This is a genomic window from Humidesulfovibrio idahonensis (assembly GCF_054657715.1).
In genome coordinates this window covers 1-18,945 of sequence record NZ_BAAHYE010000002.1, presented here as the reverse complement: position 1 = coordinate 18,945, position 18,945 = coordinate 1, and the positions used below count along the sequence as shown (strand labels likewise).

Sequence of the window (18,945 nt, the reverse complement as noted above, 5' to 3'; positions counted from 1 at the left end):
TGACAGTTCTAGGTTGCCAGGAATATTCTTAAGTTCCCAACGGAGGAGGGAGTTAACTATGAAAAAGCTCATGCTGCTTACTGTTGCCTGTTGTGTTGTTTTCGCCCTTGGTTGTGCCAAGAAGGTTGAGCCCGCGCCCGCGCCTGCGCCCGCGCCCGCTGCCGTTCAGAGCCGCGAAGTGGCCCCCGCGCCGATGTCTCCTCGTCAGATTTACGAGGCCGACTACGCCAAGCTGCCCACTTCTTACACGGTTGTGAAGGGCAATTGCCTGTGGTGGATCTCTGAGTTCAAGCAGATCTACAACGACCCCTTCATGTGGCCCATGATTTTCAAGGCCAACCGCGCCAAGATCAAGAACGCCAACTTGATCTACCCCGGCCAGACCTTCGACATCCCCCGCACCTTTGCGCTGGATGACGTCAAGGCCGCCCGCCACAAGGCTGGCAAGTCCAAGAAGAAGTCCGCTCCTGAGAGCAAGGCCAATCTGCCCGCGGACATCCGCGAGGCTCTGGGCTACGGCTTCTAGTCCCTCGGGACACTCGGCAATGGTGGGCGTCCGGTCGAAAGACCGGGCGCCTTTTTATTTGCCCAAAAGCCGCGCCCGCACCTCTTGCAATCCACGCAACCCTGGACTACTCTAGACAAAGTTTAGGCTTACGCTTTCCCTATCCGCAAAACACCCCTCGGAGGGCCCCATGAAAGGACCTCGCCACCTTGCCCCGAAAATCGCCCTGGCCCTGACGGCCTCCCTGCTGCTGCCGGCCTGCGCCGCGCGCAAGCCCATTCCCTCAGACCCGCCCGAGGTGCGCACCGAGGCCATGGTGCGCGGCAAGGGACACCCAGCCGGACCGAAACCCGTGGAGCAGCCTGCGCCGGCAGCGGCGCAACCGGCGCTCCAGGGACCTGTGGTGGAAACCATCGTAGCCGAGAAGAAGGACCCGCAGACCACGGACGCGCAGATCAAGACCGCCGTGGCCAAGGTGGACGCCCGCATGTCCGAGGTGACGGCGGATGCGCAGGTGGCGGCCAAGCCGGAGCCGGCAGTCGCAGCGCCCGCGGCCGAAACCAAGCAGACGGAAGCGCCCGCGGCCAAGGCGGCCGACACCGACGCCAAGCCCGCCGAGTTGAAGCAGGCCGACGCGAAGCAGCCGGACGCGAAGCAGCCGGTAGCCAAGCAGGAAAGCGCGACGCAGGAAGGCGCCGAAGGCAAGAAGGCGGAAACGGCCCCGAAGACTGAGGCCGCGCAAGCCAAGGACGCGACGCAGGCGGCGCGCATCTACATGGTGCAGATCGCTTCATTCAGCACGGAAAAGAACGCCGATGCGGCGCTCACCTGGCTCAAGGACAAGGGATATTCGGAGGCGCGCGTGGCGCGCGCGGAGCAGGCCCAGACGGTGTACCACCGCGTGCAGGCCGGCCCCTTCCAGGACCTCGCGGCTGCGCGCAAGGCCCTGGAGGAACTGAAGGCCGACTGGCCGCAGGCGTTTATTCCAGCGGATTAAGCTCGGCCCTAAACTTCCGCGACAAGCGGAACACCACGACCTTGCGCGGCGGCAGGGTGATGCTCTCGTTGGTCTGCGGATTGCGGCCCCGGCGCGAGTTCTTGTCATAGGCCTCAAACTTGCCGAACCCGCTCACCAGCATGGCGTGGTCCTTTTTGATGGCCTGCTTCATCAGCTCAAGGGTGGCTTCCACCAAGTCCTTGATCTCCGCGCGGTTGCGGTCCGTCTTCTTGTAGATGGCATCGACGATGTGCGCTTTGGTCAGGGTTTGACCGCTCATGAAACCTCCGTGGGGTTCCCGTGTTTTCAGCCGATGGCAGACCGGATGGCCTGCGTCAGCTTCTGCATTTCCTCGACACTCTCATAAGCGTGCTGAGTCCAGAGGGTCAGTCCGTCCCCGGCGTGACGCGGAATCAGGTGGAAATGGGCGTGGTGCACCAGCTGTCCGGCGGCCTCGAAATTATTCATGCCCAGGTTGAGCCCGGCCGCGCCAGTGGCCGCCATGACCGCGCGTCCCACGACCTGAAGCGCCGTGGTCAGCTCCCGGCCAAGGTCGGGCGGCACATCGAACAGCGTGGCGTAGTGCTTTTTGGGCACCACAAGGGCATGGCCCTTGTTCACCGGCGCAATGTCCAAGAAGGCGTAGATCCCGCCGTGATCGTAAATTTTGGCCGAGGGAATCTCGCCTGCGATGATCTTACAAAAGATGCAATCCTGATTCACGGCGCGCTCCACGTTTGAAACCACCCAACTGTGCACAATCATTACTCGGATACGCGGAAGAGTTCAAGAGCTTTTCCACGTATTCCGCAACAAATATCACGTGAACGTCAAATACCCAGGCCGCTGATGAAAAACTGCTCCGCCGCGCGGGCCTGCACGATGCGCGCCCCTGGGGCAATGTCCTGGGTCACCCAGACGTTGCCGCCGATGACCGCGCCCTGGCCTATGGTCACGCGGCCCAGAATCGTCGCGCCCGCGTAGATGGTCACGTCGTCCTCCACGATGGGATGGCGCGCCAGGCCCTTGACCAGCCTGCTGCTGGAGTCCTCCTTGGGGAAGCTCTTGGCCCCCAGGGTGACACCCTGATACAGGCGCACGTTCTGGCCGATGATGCAGGTCTCGCCTATGACCGTGCCCGTGCCGTGGTCGATGAAGAAGCGCGGGCCGATGTGCGCGCCCGGATGGATGTCGATGCCGGTGTCGGAATGCGCCATCTCGCCGATGATGCGCGGGATGATGTCCACGCCAAGATGGTGCAGCTGGTGGGCGATGCGGTGGTTGGTCAGGGCCTTGATGCTGGGGTAGCAGAAGATGGTCTCGCCCGGGGTTTTGGCCGCGGGGTCGCCGTCAAAGGCCGCCTGCACGTCGCCGGCCAGCAGCTCGCGCACGTTTGGCAGGCGCCGCACGAACTCCAACGCCACGGCCTCGGCCCGAGACTCGCAGTCCGTGCAGGGCTGGCGGTTGTTCTTGGAGCACACGAAGCAGTAGCCGCGGTTGATCTGCTCGGCCAGAAGCTTCAGCACGCGGTCCAGCGCGCTGCCGGTGTAGAACGGCATGGTGCGGTCGCTCACGTCCGAGGGGCCGAAAAAGCCCGGGAACAGCACCGCGCGCAGCAGCTCCACTATCTCCACAAGGGCGTCCAGCGAGGGCATGGCCTGGTCGCGGCTGATGTGCAGGCAGGCGGACTCGCAGGCGCCGGGCGCGCACAGGCGCGTCACCGTGTCCGCAAGCACCTCGTCCTTGTCCAGCGGCGTGGCCAACGGAAACTCGTCGATCATACGCGCCCCCTACTCCGCCTCGGCGAAGAGCGGCGTCGAGAGGTACCGCTCGCCGGTGTCGCACACGATGAACACGATCATCTTGCCGGCCATTTCCGGCCGGGCGGCCAGCTGCATGGCGGCAAAGGCGTTGGCGCCGGAGGAGATGCCGCAGCTGATGCCTTCCTCGCGCATCATGCGCCGGGCGGTGTCGAAGGCGTCCTGCGCGCCCACCTGGATTATCTCGTCGTAAATTTTCGTATCCAGCACGCTGGGCACAAAGCCCGCGCCGATGCCCTGGATCTTGTGCGGGCCGGCCTTGCCGCCGGAAAGCACGGGCGAATCGCTGGGCTCCACGGCCACGGCGCGCACGCCGGGCTTCTTGGCCTTCAGCACCTGGCCCACGCCGGTCAGGGTGCCGCCCGTGCCCACGCCGGCCACAAAGCAGTCCACCTGGCCGTCCGTGTCCTCCCAAATTTCCAGCGCGGTGGTGGCCCTGTGGGCCGCCGGGTTGGCCGGGTTGTCGAACTGCATGGGCATGAACGCGCCCGCGGTCTCGGCCACGATGGCCGCGGCCTTGCGGATGGCCCCGGTCATGCCCTCGGCGGCGGGGGTAAGCACGATCTGCGCGCCGTAGCCCGTGAGCAGCTTGCGGCGCTCCACGCTCATGCTCTCCGGCATGGTGAGCACCAGCTTCATGCCCTTGATGGCGCAGATGAGCGCCAGGCCGATGCCCGTATTGCCGCTGGTGGGCTCCACGATGAGGCTCTGCGTGGTGATGCGCCCGGTCTTGAGGGCCTCTTCGATCATGCTCGCGCCGATGCGGTCCTTGATGGAGCCGCCGGGATTGCGGGACTCCAGCTTGGCCAGCAGGGTCGCGCCCAGGCCTTCGGACAATTTGTTCAGCCGGACCAGCGGCGTCTTGCCGATGAGCTCCGCCATGGATTGCGCGATGTTCATGTTGTGCTCCTTGATGGTAAGGGCCGGGTCCTGTTCCGCGGCCCTTGGTCGCCCCGTATTTGCCGAAGTCTTTTACCGGCTTACGCCTGGTCGCCAACTTCAGCAAGCGTGGGACAGGTGGAATTTGCTGCGCCTCTTCCTCGGTCGTTGCGGCGCCGATTGGGGCGGCCGGTCAGAGGAGAGGGAGCGCGGGGAAGGCTTCCCCCGGCTCCCTCCCGGCATTGAGCGTCAACAGCTGCAGGCGGGCTTTTTCGGGTCGACGGGATCGGCCGCGCCCTGCTTGTAGGGCGAAATCTTGCGCAGGGTTTCGATGATGGGCGGCACGTTCTTGATGACGTAGTCCACATCCTCGTCCGTGGTGTAGCGCGAGAGGGAGAAACGGATGGAGCCGTGGGCGAAGGTGAAGGGCACGCCCATGGCGCGCAGCACGTGCGAAGGCTCAAGCGACCCCGAGGTGCAGGCCGAGCCGGAGCTGGCGGCTATGCCCAGCTGGTCGAGCAGCAGCAGAATGGCCTCGCCCTCCACGTACTTGAAGCTGATGTTGCTGGTATTGGGCAGGCGGTCCTGCTTATGGCCGTTGAGGCGGCTGTCGGGCACGGCCGCAAGCAGGCCGTTCTCCAGCTTGTCGCGCAGGGCGCGCACGCGGGTGTTCTCCACCGGCAGGTGCGCCTTGGCCGCGCGGGCGGCCGCGCCGAGGGCGATGATGCTCGTGGTGTTCTCGGTGCCGGCGCGGCGTCCGTGCTCCTGGTGGCCGCCGATGAGATACGGCCGGTAGGGCAGCTTGCGCCGCACGTAAAGCGCGCCGATGCCCTTGGGCGCGTGCAGCTTGTGGCCGGAGAGCGAGAGCATGTCCACGTCGAGCTCGCTCAGGTTGATGTCGACCTTGCCCACGGCCTGCACGGCGTCGGTGTGCATCATGATGCCGCGGCGCTTCACCAACTTGGCGATTTCCGGAATGGGGAAGATGACGCCGGTCTCGTTGTTGGCCCACATGATGGACACGATGGCCGTGTCGTCCGTGAGGCTGTCCTCAAGCTCCTTCATGTTCAGGCGGCCTTCGCTGTCCACGCCCAGGTAGGTGACGCGGTAGCCTTGGCTGCGCTCCAAGAACTTGCACAGCGAGAGCACGGCCGGGTGCTCCACGCGGGTGGTGACGATGTGCCGCTTCTCCGGCTGGGCGGCCAGGGCGGAGCGGATGGCTGTGTTGTCGCTCTCCGTGCCGCAGGAGGTGAAGATGATCTCGTCCGTCTCGCAGCCCAGAAGCTCGGCCAGGGCCTGCCGCGCCTCGCGCATCTCCTTGCCCACCGCGCCGCCGAAGCTGTGCATGCTGGACGGGTTGCCGTAACGCTCGGAAAAGAACGGGAGCATGGCCTCAAGCACTTCTGGCGCCACGCGGGTGGTGGCGTTGTTGTCCAGGTAGATGACCGGCTTGCTCATGGCTACACCTCCCGCACCTGGATCTCAGGGTCGACCTTGTCGCGCAGAATGCGCTCCACAGTGCCGTGCACCGTGGCCTGGCTGGCCGGGCAGCCCACGCAGTGGCCGCGCAAGGTCACGGAGACAACCAGCCCCTCCACGTCGGCAAGTTCGATGTCGCCGCCGTCGAGCTGGAGCCGCGGGCGGATCTCCTTCTCCAGCACTTCCTCGATCATGCGCATGCGCTGGATGTTGGTGAGCTTCTTGGGCGCGGGGGCTGGCGCGGGGGCCGCCTCGCCGCGCGCCTGGGCGATGAGCTCGGCGATCTTCTCATGGCACTTGGCGCAGCCGCCGCCGGCCTTGGTGTAGTAGGTCACGTCCTCTACGGTCTTGAGGTCGTTCTCGCGCACGGCCTCCAGAATCTGATGGTCGGTGACGCCGAAGCATTCGCAGACGATCTCGCCCTCGGAATGCTCCACGCTGTCCACCTTTTCGCCGCGCCACTGCTTGATGGCCGCCTCAAGGGCCTCCTGCCCCATGACGGAGCAGTGCATCTTCTCCTTGGGCAGGCCGCCCAGGGCGGTGGCGATGTCCTTGTTGGAGATCTTGAGGGCCTCGTCCACGGTCTTGCCCTTCACCAGCTCGGTGAGGGCGGAGCTGGAGGCGATGGCGCTGGCGCAGCCGAAGGTCTGGAAGGTGGCGTCCTTGATGATGCCGTCCTCGATCTTGAGGAACAGCTTGAGCGCATCGCCGCAGGCGATGGAGCCCACTTCGCCCACGCAGGTGGCGTCCTTCATTTCTCCGACATTCTTCGGATTCAGAAAATGTTCCTTGACGATATCAGTGTATTCCCACATGGCGCATCTCCAAAAATCGCTGATTGGCGCGGGCGAAAGGCGGGCGCATTTTCCTAAAATACACACCGTTTGGCTGCGCGCAAGGGGCCAAACTAAAACTTTATGAATTTAGTCGTGTTTTACCGCCGCGCACCTGGCCGAGGTCATGGCCGCCTGTCGCCCCGGCACACACCCCGCAAAGGAGCCGCCGCCCCGGCCGCGCGCCCGGTAATGTCCCGCAAGGCCCTCGGCATGGGGTTTTCCGCCCTGCTCCCTTCTGAAAGGGGGGGGCTTGCCCTTGCAAAACGCCCGCATTGAGGACCCGGCTTTTTTCGCCAGCGGGCTTGTATGTCCCAAAAGATACAATTAGACTCTCAGGCAAGGATGGACTTGCGCCCCCGCGCACCACGCAACGCATCATCTTTGGAGGTTCCCCCCGATGAAGACCTATCAGCAGTACATCAACGGCACGTTCCAGGATTCCCATTCCAAGGACAAGATCGAGGTTCTCAATCCGTTCACGGAGAAGGTCATCGCCCTGGCGCCCAACGGCGACGCGGCGGACGCGGCCAAGGCCCTGGAGGCGGCGGAAAAAGCCCAGACCGCCTGGGCGGCCAGAACCGCCGGCGACCGCGCGTCCTATCTTAAGAAGATGGCTGCGGCCATCCGCGCCAACCGCGTGGAGCTGGCCAAGACCCTGGCCGAGGAGCAGGCCAAGGTCATCGGCCTGGCCCAGGTGGAGATCGACGTCACCGCCGACTACTTCGACTACTACGCCGGCTGGGCCACCAAATACGAGGGCGAGATCATCCAGAGCGACCGCCCGGGCGAGAACATCCTGCTGCTGCACCAGCCCATCGGCGTCATCGTGGGCATTTGCCCCTGGAACTTCCCCTTCTTCGTCATGGCCCGCAAGGTCGCGCCCTCGCTGCTCACCGGCTGCACCACGGTCATCAAGCCCAGCAGCGAAACCCCCTGCACCACCTTCGAGTTCGCCAAACTGGTGGATCAGATCGGCCTGCCCGCGGGCGTGCTGAACTTCGTTTCCGGCCGGGGCAGCACCCTGGGCAACGCCCTGGTCAAAAGCCCGGTCACCGGCATGGTCACCCTCACGGGCAGCGTGGAGGCCGGGCAGCAGATCATCGCCGCCACGGCCGAAAACATCACCAAGACCTCCCTGGAGCTGGGCGGCAAGGCCCCGGCCATCGTCTGCGCCGACGCCGACCTCGACCTGGCCGTGAAGGCCGTGGTGGGTTCGCGCGTCATCTACTCCGGCCAGGTGTGCAACTGCGCGGAGCGCGTCTATGTGGACGCCAAGATCGCCGACGAGTTCATGGACCGCATGGCCGCGGCCATGGCCGCCGTGACCTACGGCGATCCCTTCGACAACCCGGACATGAGCTGCCAGATCAACCGCGAGCAGCTGGCCAAGATCGAGGCCATGGTGGCCCGCGCCAAGGAGCAGGGCGCGCAGGTCGTCACCGGCGGCGAGCGCCCGGCCGAGCCCAAGACCGGCGCGTTCTACAAGCCCACGCTTCTTGGCGGCTGCAGCCAGGACATGGAGATCATGCGCAAGGAGATCTTCGGCCCGGTGCTGCCGGTCATGAAGGTCTCGGGCCTGGACGAGGCCATCGCGCTGGCCAACGACTGCGAATACGGCCTCACCTCGTCCATCTTCACCAACAGCATCGGCAGCACCATGCGCGCGGTGAACGAGCTGAAGTTCGGCGAGACCTACGTGAACCGCGAGCACTTCGAGGCCATGCAGGGCTTCCACGCCGGGTGGCGCAAGTCCGGCATCGGCGGAGCCGACGGCAAGCACGGCCTGTTCGAATACCTGCAGACCCACGTGGTCTACATCCAGCACTAGCCGAGAATCCAGGGCCGGTTCCGTTCACGCGGGGCCGGCCTTTTTCTTCTGCGGCCCCTGCCCCGGCAAAGCGCAATGACGGTTTGCCGTTGCGGCGAAACGGCGTTCACAATGCGCGCGCTTTCCTTCCGCAAGCTGCTGCTCCCCGCGCTTTTGCTGCTGGGCATTTTGGCGCTGCGCTTCGACCTGCCGACCGCCTTGGCGCTGGCGGCCTTGGTCCTGTGCGGCGCGGCGCTGGCGGCCAAGCGCGCAGGGCGGCGCTGACGCCTCTCCACGCCCGCCTCGCCCCTGTTCCCTCTCCCCCCTCCGGCCTTCTCCCGCCTCCGCCCCTTTCCCGCGCCTCCGGCCTTCCCAAGCCGATCCTTCAACGTCAGCCTTCCTCTTCGCGCCGCCGCAGCCTCCATCTCTCCTTGCCCGCGCCCCTTGCCCGCGCCGGGCCCACGCGGTACACCCGCCCCATGCTGCTCGACCTCAAGATCGCCCTGGCCTCCCTTTCGGCCCACAAGATCCGCGCCATCCTGGCCATGCTCGGCGTGTTTCTGGGCGCGCTGTCCTTCAACGGCGTGCAGCACGTGGCCGAGGCCATGTACAAAAACGCCGAGGCCGAAGCCGAAAAGCTCGGGCCCGGGCTTTTCGCCGCGCTGGCCGGGCAGGTGCGCTTCACCCAGGGCGGCGGCGCGCGCAGCCAGGCCACGCAGCGCACCTTCACCGTGCAGGACGCCCAGGCCCTGGCCGACGGCGTGCCCGGCGTGCTGGCCCTGGCGCCCTTTTACCAAAACACCATGCCCATCCGCGCGGGCGGAATCACGGTGAACACGCAGATGGTCGGCACCTGGCCGCAGTACGCGCAGGTGCGCAGCTTCCAGGCCGACATCGGCCGCTTCCTCGTGGACACGGACGTGCGCGACATGGAGCGCGTGGTGGTGCTGGGCCGCAAGATCGCGGAGCGGCTGTTCGGCACGCCCGAGGCGGCCCTCGGCAAAGAAGTGCAGGTGTTCCGCGCGCGCTTCACCGTGGTGGGCGTCATGGAGGCCAAGGGTCGCGACCTCACCGGCACGGACCAGGACGAGCAGACCTTTCTGCCGCTCACGACCTTTCTGCGCCGCGCGGCCAATCAGACCTGGATAACCGGCGCGTACCTCAAGCTGGCCGAGGGCATGGACATCGACCGCGTGCGCGCCGCGGCGGGCGCGGTGCTGCGCCAGCGCCACCACCTGGAGGGCAAGCAGGACGACTTCAGCCTGCTGACCCCGGCGGACGCCATGCAGCTGCGGCGCGAGGCGCTGGACCTGGTGCAGACCCTGGGGCTCATCACCTCGGTGATCTCCTTCGCCGTGGGCGCCATGGGCATCCTGTCCATCATGGTGCTCATGGTGCAGGCCAGACGCACGGAAATAGGCATCCGCAGGGCCGTGGGCGGCAGCCGCAAGAACATCACGCGGCAATTCTTGCTGGAGGCGGGCATAATGGCCGGGGTGGGCGGAAGTCTGGGCGTGTTCGCCAGCATCGCCCTGGTGGAGCTGGTGTGCGCCCTGGCGGGATTCCCGTACGTGCTGGAGCCGGTGTTCTCGCTCTGCACCATGGCGGGTTCGGTGCTGCTGGGCCTGGCCGCGGGGGCGTACCCCGCCCGGCAGGCGGCGCAGATAGAAATCTTGGCCGTGCTGTCCGCCTGATCCCCACCCCATCTTTTCAGACTGGCGCGCAGGGCCGGCTCTCCCACTCCCCCTGCAACTCTACGCGGACCGGCCAACGGAAAGGACGACCAGGGCGCGGGACAAACCCACCGCGCCGATGCGCAAGCCCGGCCTTTTCGCCTGACCACCGGCCAGCAGCCGATCCCGCCGCCCCATCCGGCGTTGGCTAGCCCAGAAAGAACTCGCTTGAGGAGTCGAACAGGCGCTTGCAGTCCTTCTTCAGGGTGAAGAGATCCGGATCGCGCAGCATGGTGTCCAAAAGCTTGATGATGACCCGGCGGGTGATTTCGCCCACGAGCACGCCATTGCCGTCCACCACGGGCAGCGCGGTGATCTTGCGCTCGCGCAACAGCAGGCGCGCGTCGAGGAAAAGCCCGGTCGGCGCCACGGTGGGCAGGTCCGTGCGCATGATGCGCGCCACGGGCAGGTCCTTCTTTTCCGACAAAGCGCAGCTGATGCGCCGCAAGGCCTCGGCATCGTTGACGACGCCCTTTTCGTGGCCGTCCACCACGTCCTTTTCAAGGAACAGCCCCAGAATCTCCATCATGGTCACGACGCCCAGAAGCACGCCCTGCCCGTCCACCACGTAGGTGTAGCGCGAGCGGCCGCCGGGGTTCGCATACCATTCGATAAGCCTGGAAACCGGCTCGTCGGGTCCGACCCGGGTCGGATCGTGCCGCATGATCTGCTCAATGCGCATGGCGCTCGCCTCCGGCTGGTGGTGTGGCGGTTATGCTGTGTGAGACTCCTGGTCCGTCATGACGCTTGCGGCCGGTCCGCTAGAGCTCCGCGCCCTTGGGCCGGAACGCGGCCACCCGGATGTCGAGGCCCTCGCGCTCGGAGGCGGACAGGACCTTGCCGGCCTGTTCGCGCGGCTTCTTGGCTTCGGGCAGGCCGTAGCGCGAGGCCACGGAAAGCCAGTAATAGGCCTCGGCGACGTTCTTGGTCAGGTCGCGGCCCTCAAGCAGCAGCAGGCCGAGGTTGTACTGGGCCTTGGGGTCGCCCATCTCCGCGGCGCGGGTGAACAGGCGCTGCGCCTCGGCCGGGTCCTTGGCCACGCCCTTGCCCTCAAGCAGCAGCAGCGCCAGGTTGCACATGGCCCCGGTGTGGTTGTGGTTCGCGGCCTCGCGATACCAGCGGGCGGCGGCGGCGTTGTTCTGCGGCACGCCCTGGCCCTGCTGGCAGTGCAGGGCATAGGAGTATTGGGCCCTGCCGTGGCCGCTTTTCGCGGCAAGCTCCAGCCAGTGGGCGGCCTTGGCCGTATCCTTGGGCACGCCGATGCCCTGGGCGTACATTTGCGCCAGCAGGTACTGGGCGCGGGAGTTGTTGGCCTCCGCGGCCTTCTGCATCCAGCTGGCGGCCTTCACGTCGTCGCGCTCCACGCCGGCGCCGCGCGTGTAGGCCAGGGCCAGGCCATACATGGACTTCACGTGGCCCTTCTTGGCCGCGGCCTCGTAATAATGCGCCGCCTGGCTCAGATTCATGGGCACGCCGTGGCCGGAGCTCAAGATCTCCGCGTAATTGTACATGGCGGCCACGATGCCCTGGTCCGCGGCCTTCTCGTACAGCGCTGCGGCCTGGGCGGTGTTCTTGGCCACGCCGTGGCCTTGGTCGTAGGCCAGGGCCAGGTTGAACTGGGCGTCGGCAAAGCCTTTTTCCGCGGCCAGGGTCCACCAGCGCACGGCCTCGGCCGGAGACTTGGGCGTGCCGTTGCCCGTGGCCAGAAGCACGCCAAGCTCGTTCTGGGCGTGCACGTCGCCCGCCTGGGCCTTGGAAAGGGTGGCCCGGAACTTCGGGCTGGTGGCGGGCTCGGCGTCCGGCTCCAGCACGGAGGGCTGCGCGGGGCTTGTCTTGCTGGCCCAGGCCGCGCCGGGCTGAGCCAGGGCGCAAAGCAGAAGCGCGGCCGCGCAAGCGGACCGCAACGAAGCGGATTTTGGGATGAATGCCAGTCTCGACACGAGCGGAATACCTCCTGGGAGCGTGGCGCGCCGGGCGAAACGCCGACGCGAAGAACAGTGTAGGCTGTGCCGGGTCCGATGTCCACACCTGCCCCATGCTGGCGGCTTGCGCAACAAACAAAGACGCCTTGGCTGCGGCAACACTGCAACACCGTCTTTTTATCCCAACTTCAGGCATTTATAAAACCTTTAAACGTAGAAACTCGGACTATAGAAAGCAAACAGGTTTATCTATAGCGCCTCGCACGGAAAAAATGTAGACATGAATTACTGCGTTATTTAGATATACGAAAAACGTTGCACGCGGAACGCCACACAACGCGCACTGCGATGCGGGAGGATGATGATCATGCCGTGCCTGTTATTGTTCAAAGATGCGTTAGGGCGGCTGCCCACAGCTCAAGAGTTGCTTCGATTCGGATTCCGGGTCTCCGCTGCCGCATTGCCGGAGCACACGTTGGCGCACGGCCAGGAGCATGAGTCGGAATACGCCCAGGCGCTGCGGCGTGGAGCCCTGGCCTGCGCGGCGGAAGCGCCCGCACCATATGGAAGGGAGGAGGAGGCGCCGGGGCCGGCCGCCTTGCCCGGACACCCCGCCTGCAAGACGGCCCCCGAAGCCGGGCGGCGGGAGGAAGATGCGGCGTAGCCGGGCCTGAAGACGCTCCCCCGGTTGGGCGCCAGGGGAGCGTCTGCCCGTGGGGGCCGGTCCCGTTCCGGCGGCTCAGGCCAAGTCGGACGGTTCGGGCCGGTCCAGTGTGGTTCGGATCAGGCGGACTGGATGGTGATGCGGCGCGGAGCGGCCTTTTCCAGCCTCGGCAAGTGGACGACCAGCACGCCGTCCTTGAGCGTGGCCTTGATGTGCTCGCGGTCGACCAGATCGGAGAGGCTGACGGCGCGGATGTACTCACCCGGTCCGAACTGGACCTCGAGGAAGCTCTCCTTCTCCGCCGCGCCCTGCATGGCCCGGCCCGTCACCAGCAGCTCGTTCTCGTTGATGTCTATCTTCAAATCCTCCCGGCGCACGCCCGGGATGTCCATATACACATAGAAGCCGTCTTCGCGCTCCAGAATGTCCGTGGCGGGGCTCACCCTCGGCAAGGACTTGGCTTCGGCCTTGACGGCCTGCTCGGTGTTTTGCTCGGTCATGGCGTTACCTCCTTGCTCTGGCCTCAGGCCACTTCAATGCTGATCTTGCGGGGCTTGCATTCCTCGCACTTGGGAAGGACCACGGTGAGCACGCCGTCAACCAGCGTGGCGCGCACGCCGTCGCGGTCCACCGGGACGTTCAGGGCCACAATGCGCTGGAAGAACCCCGCCGGACGCTCCTGGCGGAAGTACTTGCCCTGTTCGGTGGGCCGCTCTCCCTTGATGATGAGGCTCTTGTCGGTCAGCGTCAGCTCCAGCGCCTCCAGGGGCAGGCCGGGAACCTCGGAGCGCACGTAATACGCGCCCTCGTCCTCGCTCAGGTTCAGCGGCGGGTAGGCCATTCTGCGTCCATCGGCCAATTGCGGCTTGAAGAACTCCTCGAACATCCGGTCGAAGCGGCCGGGGAAGGAGTAAAGGGTGTTGAAGTCAAGCACCATAGCGCTACCTCCTTTATGGGATGTGATGAGAGGGAAAATAGACACGCAACGCGTGCAGTCAAGGAGGTTTTCCACAGTTTCGGCAACAGCGGAATCACAATGGCGGGATTCTGAACAGATGGGTTGAAACAGCAGGCATGGCGGGTACAACGATGGGCAGGAAGGCAAACAACAAGGTTGTGCGCCGCGTCCCGGTACCCCCGGGTGGATCCCGACCCCCCTTTGTCCGGATCTGTCGGATCGCTCTTGCGGCGCACTATTCTCTTTCTTGTGCGAGGGGCGGCTCAATCCGCCATTCTGTGGTGAGAAGCTCTGCGTCTATTCGAGTCCACCCTCCGTTGCGGTTGGTGCCTGGGTCCCTTGCCGGTGCTTCCGGGGCGGTCCCACTTTGTAGATAAGCACTGCCAATGGGTTGTAAAGCGCCTTGTGCCAAGAAAATCGCACAATCCGAAGCGCGCAAGATTCCGCTTGCCAGCCGCCCCCGGCCAAGGCAATCTGAGGGATGAAAAACCGCCAGCCGGAGGACCGCAAAACCATGCGCCCCAGCCGATCCGCCCTGCTCCGCACCCCGCCGCCGTTGAGGATTTTCCTGGTGCTGGTCCTGACAACAGGCTTGGCAACAGGCTTGGCCGCGCCAGCCCTGGCCGCCAAACCGGCCGCCGCCACCGACTGCGCGCAGTTGCAGGAGCTTTACCTGGATTGCCACCGCCTGGGGCAAAAGTCGGACAGCGCCCAAACCTGCGAGGAAGCCGCGCGCGAACTGCTGCTGCCGCGCTGGGACCAGCGGGCCGAGGCCCACGGCGGCAAGCGTTCCGCGGGCGGCCGCGCCCTGGCCGAGCTTGTGTGCGACACAGGCTGCGAGGACGCCTCAAGCGGCCAGGCCCCGGCAACGCCGCAGGAATTCGCCGAAGCCTTTTGCGACCAACCTTCCGCCACCAAGCCACAAGGAGTCCGCCCATGAAAAGCCCCGTGTACTTCTGGAACCTGCGCGCCAGCCTCAAGGCGCCCTACCCCGAACGCATCCGCAAACTGCTGGCCCGCACCGGCTTTGCCGAAAACGTCGGCGGCGGCGAACTCACAGCGCTCAAGATCCACTTCGGCGAGCGCGGCGTGACCAGCCACGTGCAGCCCCTCATGATCAAGCCCATCATCGACGCCCTGCTCAAGGCCGGGGCGCGGCCCTTCCTCACCGACGCCAGCACCCTGTACGTGGGCCAGCGCGGCGAGGCCGTGAGCCACTCCATGCAGGCCGCGCAGCACGGCTATGATCCCCTGCTTCTGGGCGCGCCGGTCATCATCGCCGACGGACTCCGGGGCGGCAGCCAAAAGGCCCTGCCCGTGAAGGGCAAGCACTTCTCCGAGGCCTTCATCGCCGCGGACATCGCCGACGCCGACCTCCTGGTGTCCATCAACCACGCCAAGGGGCACGAACTGGCGGGCTTCGGCGGCGCGCTCAAAAACATCGGCATGGGCAGCGCCAGCAAGCAGGGCAAAATGCAGCAGCACGTCTCCACCGGCCCCATGGTCAACGTGGACAAATGCGTGGGCTGCGGCGCGTGCGTCAGCATGTGCGCGGCCAAGGCGCTCTCCCTGGCCGACGCGCCCGGCGAGCTGAAGAAGAAGCACATCCTGCTCGACCACACGCGCTGCATCGGCTGCGGGGCCTGTTTTCTGGCCTGCAAGACCGGCGCGCTGGAGATCAACTGGCAGACCGACGTGGCCGCCTTTCTGGAGCGCATGATGGAATACGCCGCCGCCGTGCTGCTGGCCCGGCCCAAGCCCAGCCTGCACATCAGCTTCGTCACCAACGTCACCCCGGACTGCGACTGCATGGGCTTCTCCGACGCCTGCATCTGCCCGGACATCGGCATTCTGGCCTCCCTCGACCCCGTGGCCATCGACCAGGCCAGCATCGACCTCATCAACAAGGCCGAGCCCCTGTGGCCCAGCCACCTGCCCAAGGGCCTCAAGCCCGGCGACGACAAGTTCCGCGCCATGCGCCCGCACCTGCCGCAGGCCCTGGGTCTGGACTACGCCGAAGCGCTGGGCCTGGGCACCAGGGACTACGAGCTGGTGGCGCTGTAACGCGCACGCGTGACGAGACGAGAGGCGGCACGCGCGGAGCGGGCATCCCGGCCGGAGCGGTGCCCTTGATGCCGCAGTGAGCCGTTGGGCTTGGGGGAACGCCGCCCACCGGGCGATGCTCCCTCGCATGACACAAGCAGAAAGGCTGGGGCGAACGCGTTCGTCTCAGCCTTTTCGTTTGCGCGGGCGGAAAACAAGCGCGGTGCGCAGACCTTGCGGATTGCCCCGCGGCGGAAGCGGGAGAAGAGGATGTTCTGAATCGGGCGACGGCGGGAGGTCCGCTCCACCCTCACGCGTGCGATCCCGTGCGAAGCCCGCGCCAGTTTCAGGCAAAAGCGACGTTCGCCACGGGCGTTTCCCAAACCGCCCAGGCGCAAGAATGCACGTGCCCAAGCGGGAGCCCTTGGCCACGCGCAGCCTTTTCATCGGCGTTCCCCAAGGCGCTTTCGCCCATGCCAGGGAGATGCCCCTCGGCACGCGCAGCCGCTTCGCCTACGCGCCTTGCGGCTCCGTGCGTTTGCGCGCCAGCACCTGGATGATGTCCGCCTCGTGCCCGTTCAGGGTCAGCACCTTGAGCCCGCGCCGCCAGAGCACGTCGAAACCGGCAAGCAGCCGGCCCACATCCTCCAGGGCGAAATGGCGGAACACCGCCCCTTCCGTGCGGAACACGCCGTAGGAGCCGAACTCCGGCTCGAACTGCTTGTAGCGGGCAAGGTTGCGCGCGTCTTTCTGCAAAGGATAATCGCTGAGGAACAGCACGCCGCCAGGACGCAGCAGCCTGTGCGCCTCGGCCAGCAGAGCGGCGGCTCCGGCGTCCGTGGGCACGCAGGTGAGCAGCGCCACCAGCAGGCAGATGTCGAAGGAGGCCGGGGGCAGCGGCAGCGGCGGCGCGGTCACCGCCCGCAGGTCCAGGTCCGGGCTCTGGGCCTTGCCGCGCGCCACCAGCGCGGCCGAGGCGTCCACGCCCAGCACATTTCGGAAGCCCGCGCGGGTCAGCTCCGCGCAGACGCGGCCATAGCCGCAGCCGTAGTCAAGAACGGCCGCCTCCGGGCCATGCTGCTCCAGCAGTTCCGCAACGGGCACCGGGTGGCTGAAGGTCTTGGCCGCCCCGGTGCCGTTCCAGTATTCCAGTTGGAGGTCGAGAGCGTCCACGTCCGGCTCCCGCTCTCCAGCCTAGGCCAGGTCCAGCCCCCAGCCCTGACGCACAGTGCGGCGCCAGTCGGCGAACTCGGCCGCGAAGTCGGCCAGCTTGATCTCGCGCTTTTCGCCGGTGCGGCGGTCCTTGGCCTCGATGATGCCGTTCTTGAGCCCCTTGCCGCCCAGCACCAGCTGCATGGGCATGCCCAGCAGGTCGGCGTCCTTGAACTTCACGCCGGGGCGCTCGTCGCGGTCGTCGTACAGCACCTCGATGCCCTTGGCCGTGAGCTCGGTGTAGAGCTTGTCCGCGGCCAGGGCCACTTCCTGGTCCTTGCCCGCCAGGGAGAGCAAAGCCACCTCATAGGGCGCGATGGAGGGCGGGAACTTGATGCCGTCGTCGTCGTGGTTCTGCTCGATGGCCGAGGCCACGATGCGCGAAACGCCGATGCCATAGCAGCCCATGATCATGGTCTGCTCCTTGCCGTTCTCGTCCAGGAACACGGCGTTCATGGCCTGGGAGTACTTGAGCCCCAGCTTGAACACGTGGCCCACCTCGATGCCCTTGCGCAGCTTCACCGCGCCGCCGCAGCGCGGGCACTTGTCGGCCTCGGTGATGTTGCGCAGGTCGGCGTAGCCGTCGAGCTTCACGTCGCGCCGCAGGTCGACGTTCTTCATGTGCGCGTCGGCCTTGTTGGCCCCCACGAACCAGCCGCAGTCAAAGTCCAGCTCGCGGTCGGCGATGATCCTGATGCCCGCGACCTTGAGGCCCACAGGTCCGGCAAAGCCCACGGGCGCGCCGGTCCAGGCCACCACCTGCTCGGGCGTGGCCAGCTTCACCTCGGTGGCGTGCAGGTGGTTCTTGAGCTTGATCTCGTTCAGCTCGCGGTCGCCGCGCACCAGGGCGGCCACGGGTGCGCCGTCCACGTCGAAAAGCAGGGTCTTCACCAGGGTATGGGCGTCTATGGAAAGGTACTCGCACACCTCGGCCACGGTGTGCACGCCGGGCGTGGGCACCTCGCTGTAGGCCGGGCAGTCGTGGCCGCAGTCGCAGCGGTCCACCGGCACCACAACCTCGGCCTTTTCCAGGTTGGCGGCGTACTCGCAAGCCTGGCAGGTGGCGATGGTGTCCTCGCCGGTGTCGGCCAGGACCATGAACTCATGGCTGAAGTTGCCGCCGATGGAGCCGGTGTCGGCCTCGACCGGGCGGAACTCCAGGCCGAGCCTGCGGAAGATGGCGCAATAGGCGTCGTACATGGCGCGGTAGCTCTCGTCCGCGCCGGCTTCGTCGCGGTCAAAAGAGTACGCGTCCTTCATGACGAACTCGCGGCCGCGCATGAGCCCGAAGCGCGGGCGGATCTCGTCGCGGAACTTCGTCTGGATCTGGTACAGGTTGATGGGCAGCTGCCGGTACGAGCGCACCTCGCCGCGCACCAGGTCGGTCACCACTTCCTCGTGCGTGGGTCCGAGGCAGTATTCGCGGTCCGCGCGGTCGCGGAAGCGCAGCAGCTCCTTGCCGTAGAACTCCCAGCGGCCGGTCTCGCGCCAGAGGTCGCCCGGCTGCACCATGGGCATCAGGATCTCCTGGGCCCCGGCGCGGTCCATCTCCTGGCGCACAATGTCCGCCACCTTGTTCAAGGTCTTAAGGCCCAGGGGCAGGTAGGTGTAGATGCCGCGGGTGAGCTGGCGCACAAAGCCGCCGCGCAGCAGCAAACGGTGGCTGACAACCTCGGCCTCGGCGGGCACTTCCTTCAGGGTCGGGACATAGGCTTTGGACAGACGCATGCGATTCTCCAGGTGTCAAAGTAAGTTACGAAATATCATCCGGGTAAGGCTCCGCCTCCCGGCCCCCTCCGCCAGGAAGGGAGAACAAGCTCGTTTTTGTGCGCCACACCTCAACCTTTCGCGGAAAAGCTGTCAACAGGGAAATTTCACCCTTTTTCCGACCAAATCCCTGCCGATTATGTTCGGTGCTACAACATGGGGTTATGCTTGCGCAATCCAATCGGGAGGCTCCGCCTCCCGCGCCCTCCGCCGGGGGGAATGATTCCCCCCGGTCCCCCTCATATGGTGAACAGACCCGGCAGCGCATGAGGCCCAAGCGCTTCACCCCATTTGCGGGTCCAGGGGGTGCATACCCCCTGGCG

Annotated in this window: 19 protein-coding genes; 7 read left to right on the top strand and 12 right to left on the bottom strand. The window is 66.0% G+C overall.

Annotation, left to right across the window (positions count from 1 at the left end):
- Positions 1 to 58 precede the first annotated feature (58 nt).
- Together ACYQ4W_RS00335 and ACYQ4W_RS00330 are read left to right on the top strand one after the other, a co-directional pair.
- Positions 59 to 526 (top strand): LysM peptidoglycan-binding domain-containing protein, encoded by a 468-nt coding sequence (locus tag ACYQ4W_RS00335; RefSeq protein ID WP_459851524.1) that lies wholly within the window; start codon positions 59 to 61, stop codon positions 524 to 526.
- Positions 527 to 695: 169 nt separating this feature from the next.
- Complete coding sequence (locus ACYQ4W_RS00330) at positions 696 to 1,502, top strand: SPOR domain-containing protein (protein ID WP_459851521.1); 807 nt, start codon at positions 696 to 698, stop codon at positions 1,500 to 1,502.
- Here the strand turns inward: ACYQ4W_RS00330 and ACYQ4W_RS00325 are convergent.
- The 6 genes from ACYQ4W_RS00325 to nifU all read right to left on the bottom strand — a co-directional run bounded on the left by ACYQ4W_RS00325 (position 1,486) and on the right by nifU (position 6,495).
- Positions 1,486 to 1,782, bottom strand: a complete 297-nt coding sequence (locus ACYQ4W_RS00325) for an integration host factor subunit alpha (protein WP_459851518.1) — start codon at positions 1,780 to 1,782, stop codon at positions 1,486 to 1,488. The two genes, ACYQ4W_RS00330 and ACYQ4W_RS00325, sit on opposite strands and share 17 nt — an antisense overlap.
- Positions 1,783 to 1,808: 26 nt before the next feature.
- Positions 1,809 to 2,225, bottom strand: coding sequence for an HIT family protein (locus tag ACYQ4W_RS00320; protein ID WP_459851516.1), 417 nt, complete (start codon positions 2,223 to 2,225; stop codon positions 1,809 to 1,811).
- Positions 2,226 to 2,332: 107 nt separating this feature from the next.
- Complete coding sequence (gene epsC / locus ACYQ4W_RS00315) at positions 2,333 to 3,283, bottom strand: serine O-acetyltransferase EpsC (protein WP_459851513.1); 951 nt, start codon at positions 3,281 to 3,283, stop codon at positions 2,333 to 2,335.
- Positions 3,284 to 3,292: 9 nt separating this feature from the next.
- Positions 3,293 to 4,222, bottom strand: a complete 930-nt coding sequence (gene cysK, locus ACYQ4W_RS00310; RefSeq protein WP_459851510.1) for a cysteine synthase A — start codon at positions 4,220 to 4,222, stop codon at positions 3,293 to 3,295.
- A gap of 228 nt (positions 4,223 to 4,450) precedes the next feature.
- Positions 4,451 to 5,659: a cysteine desulfurase NifS gene (gene nifS, locus ACYQ4W_RS00305; protein WP_459851508.1), complete on the bottom strand. Its 1,209-nt coding sequence runs from the start codon at positions 5,657 to 5,659 to the stop codon at positions 4,451 to 4,453.
- 2 nt (positions 5,660 to 5,661) lie between these two features.
- The gene (nifU, locus tag ACYQ4W_RS00300) at positions 5,662 to 6,495 is read right to left on the bottom strand and encodes a Fe-S cluster assembly protein NifU (protein WP_459851505.1); all 834 of its coding nucleotides are present in this window, start codon (positions 6,493 to 6,495) and stop codon (positions 5,662 to 5,664) included.
- 418 nt (positions 6,496 to 6,913) lie between these two features.
- Here nifU and aldA point away from each other — a divergent pair, with 418 nt between their 5' ends.
- The 3 genes from aldA to ACYQ4W_RS00285 all read left to right on the top strand — a co-directional run bounded on the left by aldA (position 6,914) and on the right by ACYQ4W_RS00285 (position 10,017).
- The gene (gene aldA / locus ACYQ4W_RS00295) at positions 6,914 to 8,344 is read left to right on the top strand and encodes an aldehyde dehydrogenase (protein WP_459851503.1); all 1,431 of its coding nucleotides are present in this window, start codon (positions 6,914 to 6,916) and stop codon (positions 8,342 to 8,344) included.
- A gap of 111 nt (positions 8,345 to 8,455) precedes the next feature.
- Positions 8,456 to 8,608, top strand: coding sequence for a hypothetical protein (locus ACYQ4W_RS00290; protein WP_459851500.1), 153 nt, complete (start codon positions 8,456 to 8,458; stop codon positions 8,606 to 8,608).
- 146 nt (positions 8,609 to 8,754) lie between these two features.
- Entirely contained in the window at positions 8,755 to 10,017 is a 1,263-nt protein-coding gene (locus tag ACYQ4W_RS00285; RefSeq protein WP_459851498.1) for an ABC transporter permease, read from the top strand.
- A 187-nt stretch (positions 10,018 to 10,204) separates the two neighbouring features.
- Here the strand turns inward: ACYQ4W_RS00285 and ACYQ4W_RS00280 are convergent, their stop codons facing one another.
- From ACYQ4W_RS00280 to ACYQ4W_RS00265, 4 genes are all read right to left on the bottom strand, one after another.
- Positions 10,205 to 10,738 (bottom strand): CBS domain-containing protein, encoded by a 534-nt coding sequence (locus ACYQ4W_RS00280; RefSeq protein WP_459851496.1) that lies wholly within the window; start codon positions 10,736 to 10,738, stop codon positions 10,205 to 10,207.
- 79 nt (positions 10,739 to 10,817) lie between these two features.
- Positions 10,818 to 11,996: an SEL1-like repeat protein gene (locus ACYQ4W_RS00275; protein ID WP_459851493.1), complete on the bottom strand. Its 1,179-nt coding sequence runs from the start codon at positions 11,994 to 11,996 to the stop codon at positions 10,818 to 10,820.
- 765 nt (positions 11,997 to 12,761) lie between these two features.
- Positions 12,762 to 13,142 carry an Hsp20/alpha crystallin family protein gene (locus tag ACYQ4W_RS00270; protein ID WP_459851491.1) on the bottom strand — a complete coding sequence of 127 codons (381 nt, stop codon included), beginning with the start codon at positions 13,140 to 13,142 and terminating at the stop codon, positions 12,762 to 12,764.
- Between the two features lie 23 nt (positions 13,143 to 13,165).
- Positions 13,166 to 13,579, bottom strand: coding sequence for an Hsp20/alpha crystallin family protein (locus ACYQ4W_RS00265; RefSeq protein WP_459851489.1), 414 nt, complete (start codon positions 13,577 to 13,579; stop codon positions 13,166 to 13,168).
- A gap of 535 nt (positions 13,580 to 14,114) precedes the next feature.
- On the opposite strand from ACYQ4W_RS00265, the gene ACYQ4W_RS00260 reads away from it, so the two are divergent.
- Together ACYQ4W_RS00260 and ACYQ4W_RS00255 are read left to right on the top strand one after the other, a co-directional pair.
- Positions 14,115 to 14,540 (top strand): hypothetical protein, encoded by a 426-nt coding sequence (locus ACYQ4W_RS00260; protein ID WP_459851487.1) that lies wholly within the window; start codon positions 14,115 to 14,117, stop codon positions 14,538 to 14,540.
- The gene (locus ACYQ4W_RS00255) at positions 14,537 to 15,664 is read left to right on the top strand and encodes a DUF362 domain-containing protein (protein ID WP_459851484.1); all 1,128 of its coding nucleotides are present in this window, start codon (positions 14,537 to 14,539) and stop codon (positions 15,662 to 15,664) included. The genes ACYQ4W_RS00260 and ACYQ4W_RS00255 overlap by 4 nt, the downstream gene beginning before the upstream one ends.
- Positions 15,665 to 16,156: 492 nt before the next feature.
- On the opposite strand, the gene ACYQ4W_RS00250 is transcribed toward ACYQ4W_RS00255, so the two are convergent.
- Positions 16,157 to 16,816, bottom strand: coding sequence for a class I SAM-dependent methyltransferase (locus ACYQ4W_RS00250; RefSeq protein WP_459851481.1), 660 nt, complete (start codon positions 16,814 to 16,816; stop codon positions 16,157 to 16,159).
- A 21-nt stretch (positions 16,817 to 16,837) separates the two neighbouring features.
- A complete protein-coding gene (locus tag ACYQ4W_RS00245; protein ID WP_459851478.1) occupies positions 16,838 to 18,583 on the bottom strand; it encodes a proline--tRNA ligase in 1,746 nt (581 codons plus the stop codon).
- Positions 18,584 to 18,945 lie beyond the last annotated feature (362 nt).

Coding starts and splice junctions, on each gene's coding strand:
- ACYQ4W_RS00280 (WP_459851496.1), bottom strand. CDS start 10,738: ATGCGCATTGAGCAGATCATGCGGCACGATCCGACCCGGGTCGGACCC.
- ACYQ4W_RS00335 (WP_459851524.1), top strand. CDS start 59: ATGAAAAAGCTCATGCTGCTTACTGTTGCCTGTTGTGTTGTTTTCGCC.
- aldA (WP_459851503.1), top strand. CDS start 6,914: ATGAAGACCTATCAGCAGTACATCAACGGCACGTTCCAGGATTCCCAT.
- ACYQ4W_RS00260 (WP_459851487.1), top strand. CDS start 14,115: ATGCGCCCCAGCCGATCCGCCCTGCTCCGCACCCCGCCGCCGTTGAGG.
- ACYQ4W_RS00290 (WP_459851500.1), top strand. CDS start 8,456: ATGCGCGCGCTTTCCTTCCGCAAGCTGCTGCTCCCCGCGCTTTTGCTG.
- cysK (WP_459851510.1), bottom strand. CDS start 4,222: ATGAACATCGCGCAATCCATGGCGGAGCTCATCGGCAAGACGCCGCTG.
- ACYQ4W_RS00265 (WP_459851489.1), bottom strand. CDS start 13,579: ATGGTGCTTGACTTCAACACCCTTTACTCCTTCCCCGGCCGCTTCGAC.
- ACYQ4W_RS00255 (WP_459851484.1), top strand. CDS start 14,537: ATGAAAAGCCCCGTGTACTTCTGGAACCTGCGCGCCAGCCTCAAGGCG.
- ACYQ4W_RS00270 (WP_459851491.1), bottom strand. CDS start 13,142: ATGACCGAGCAAAACACCGAGCAGGCCGTCAAGGCCGAAGCCAAGTCC.
- nifS (WP_459851508.1), bottom strand. CDS start 5,659: ATGAGCAAGCCGGTCATCTACCTGGACAACAACGCCACCACCCGCGTG.
- ACYQ4W_RS00245 (WP_459851478.1), bottom strand. CDS start 18,583: ATGCGTCTGTCCAAAGCCTATGTCCCGACCCTGAAGGAAGTGCCCGCC.
- ACYQ4W_RS00330 (WP_459851521.1), top strand. CDS start 696: ATGAAAGGACCTCGCCACCTTGCCCCGAAAATCGCCCTGGCCCTGACG.
- epsC (WP_459851513.1), bottom strand. CDS start 3,283: ATGATCGACGAGTTTCCGTTGGCCACGCCGCTGGACAAGGACGAGGTG.
- ACYQ4W_RS00325 (WP_459851518.1), bottom strand. CDS start 1,782: ATGAGCGGTCAAACCCTGACCAAAGCGCACATCGTCGATGCCATCTAC.
- nifU (WP_459851505.1), bottom strand. CDS start 6,495: ATGTGGGAATACACTGATATCGTCAAGGAACATTTTCTGAATCCGAAG.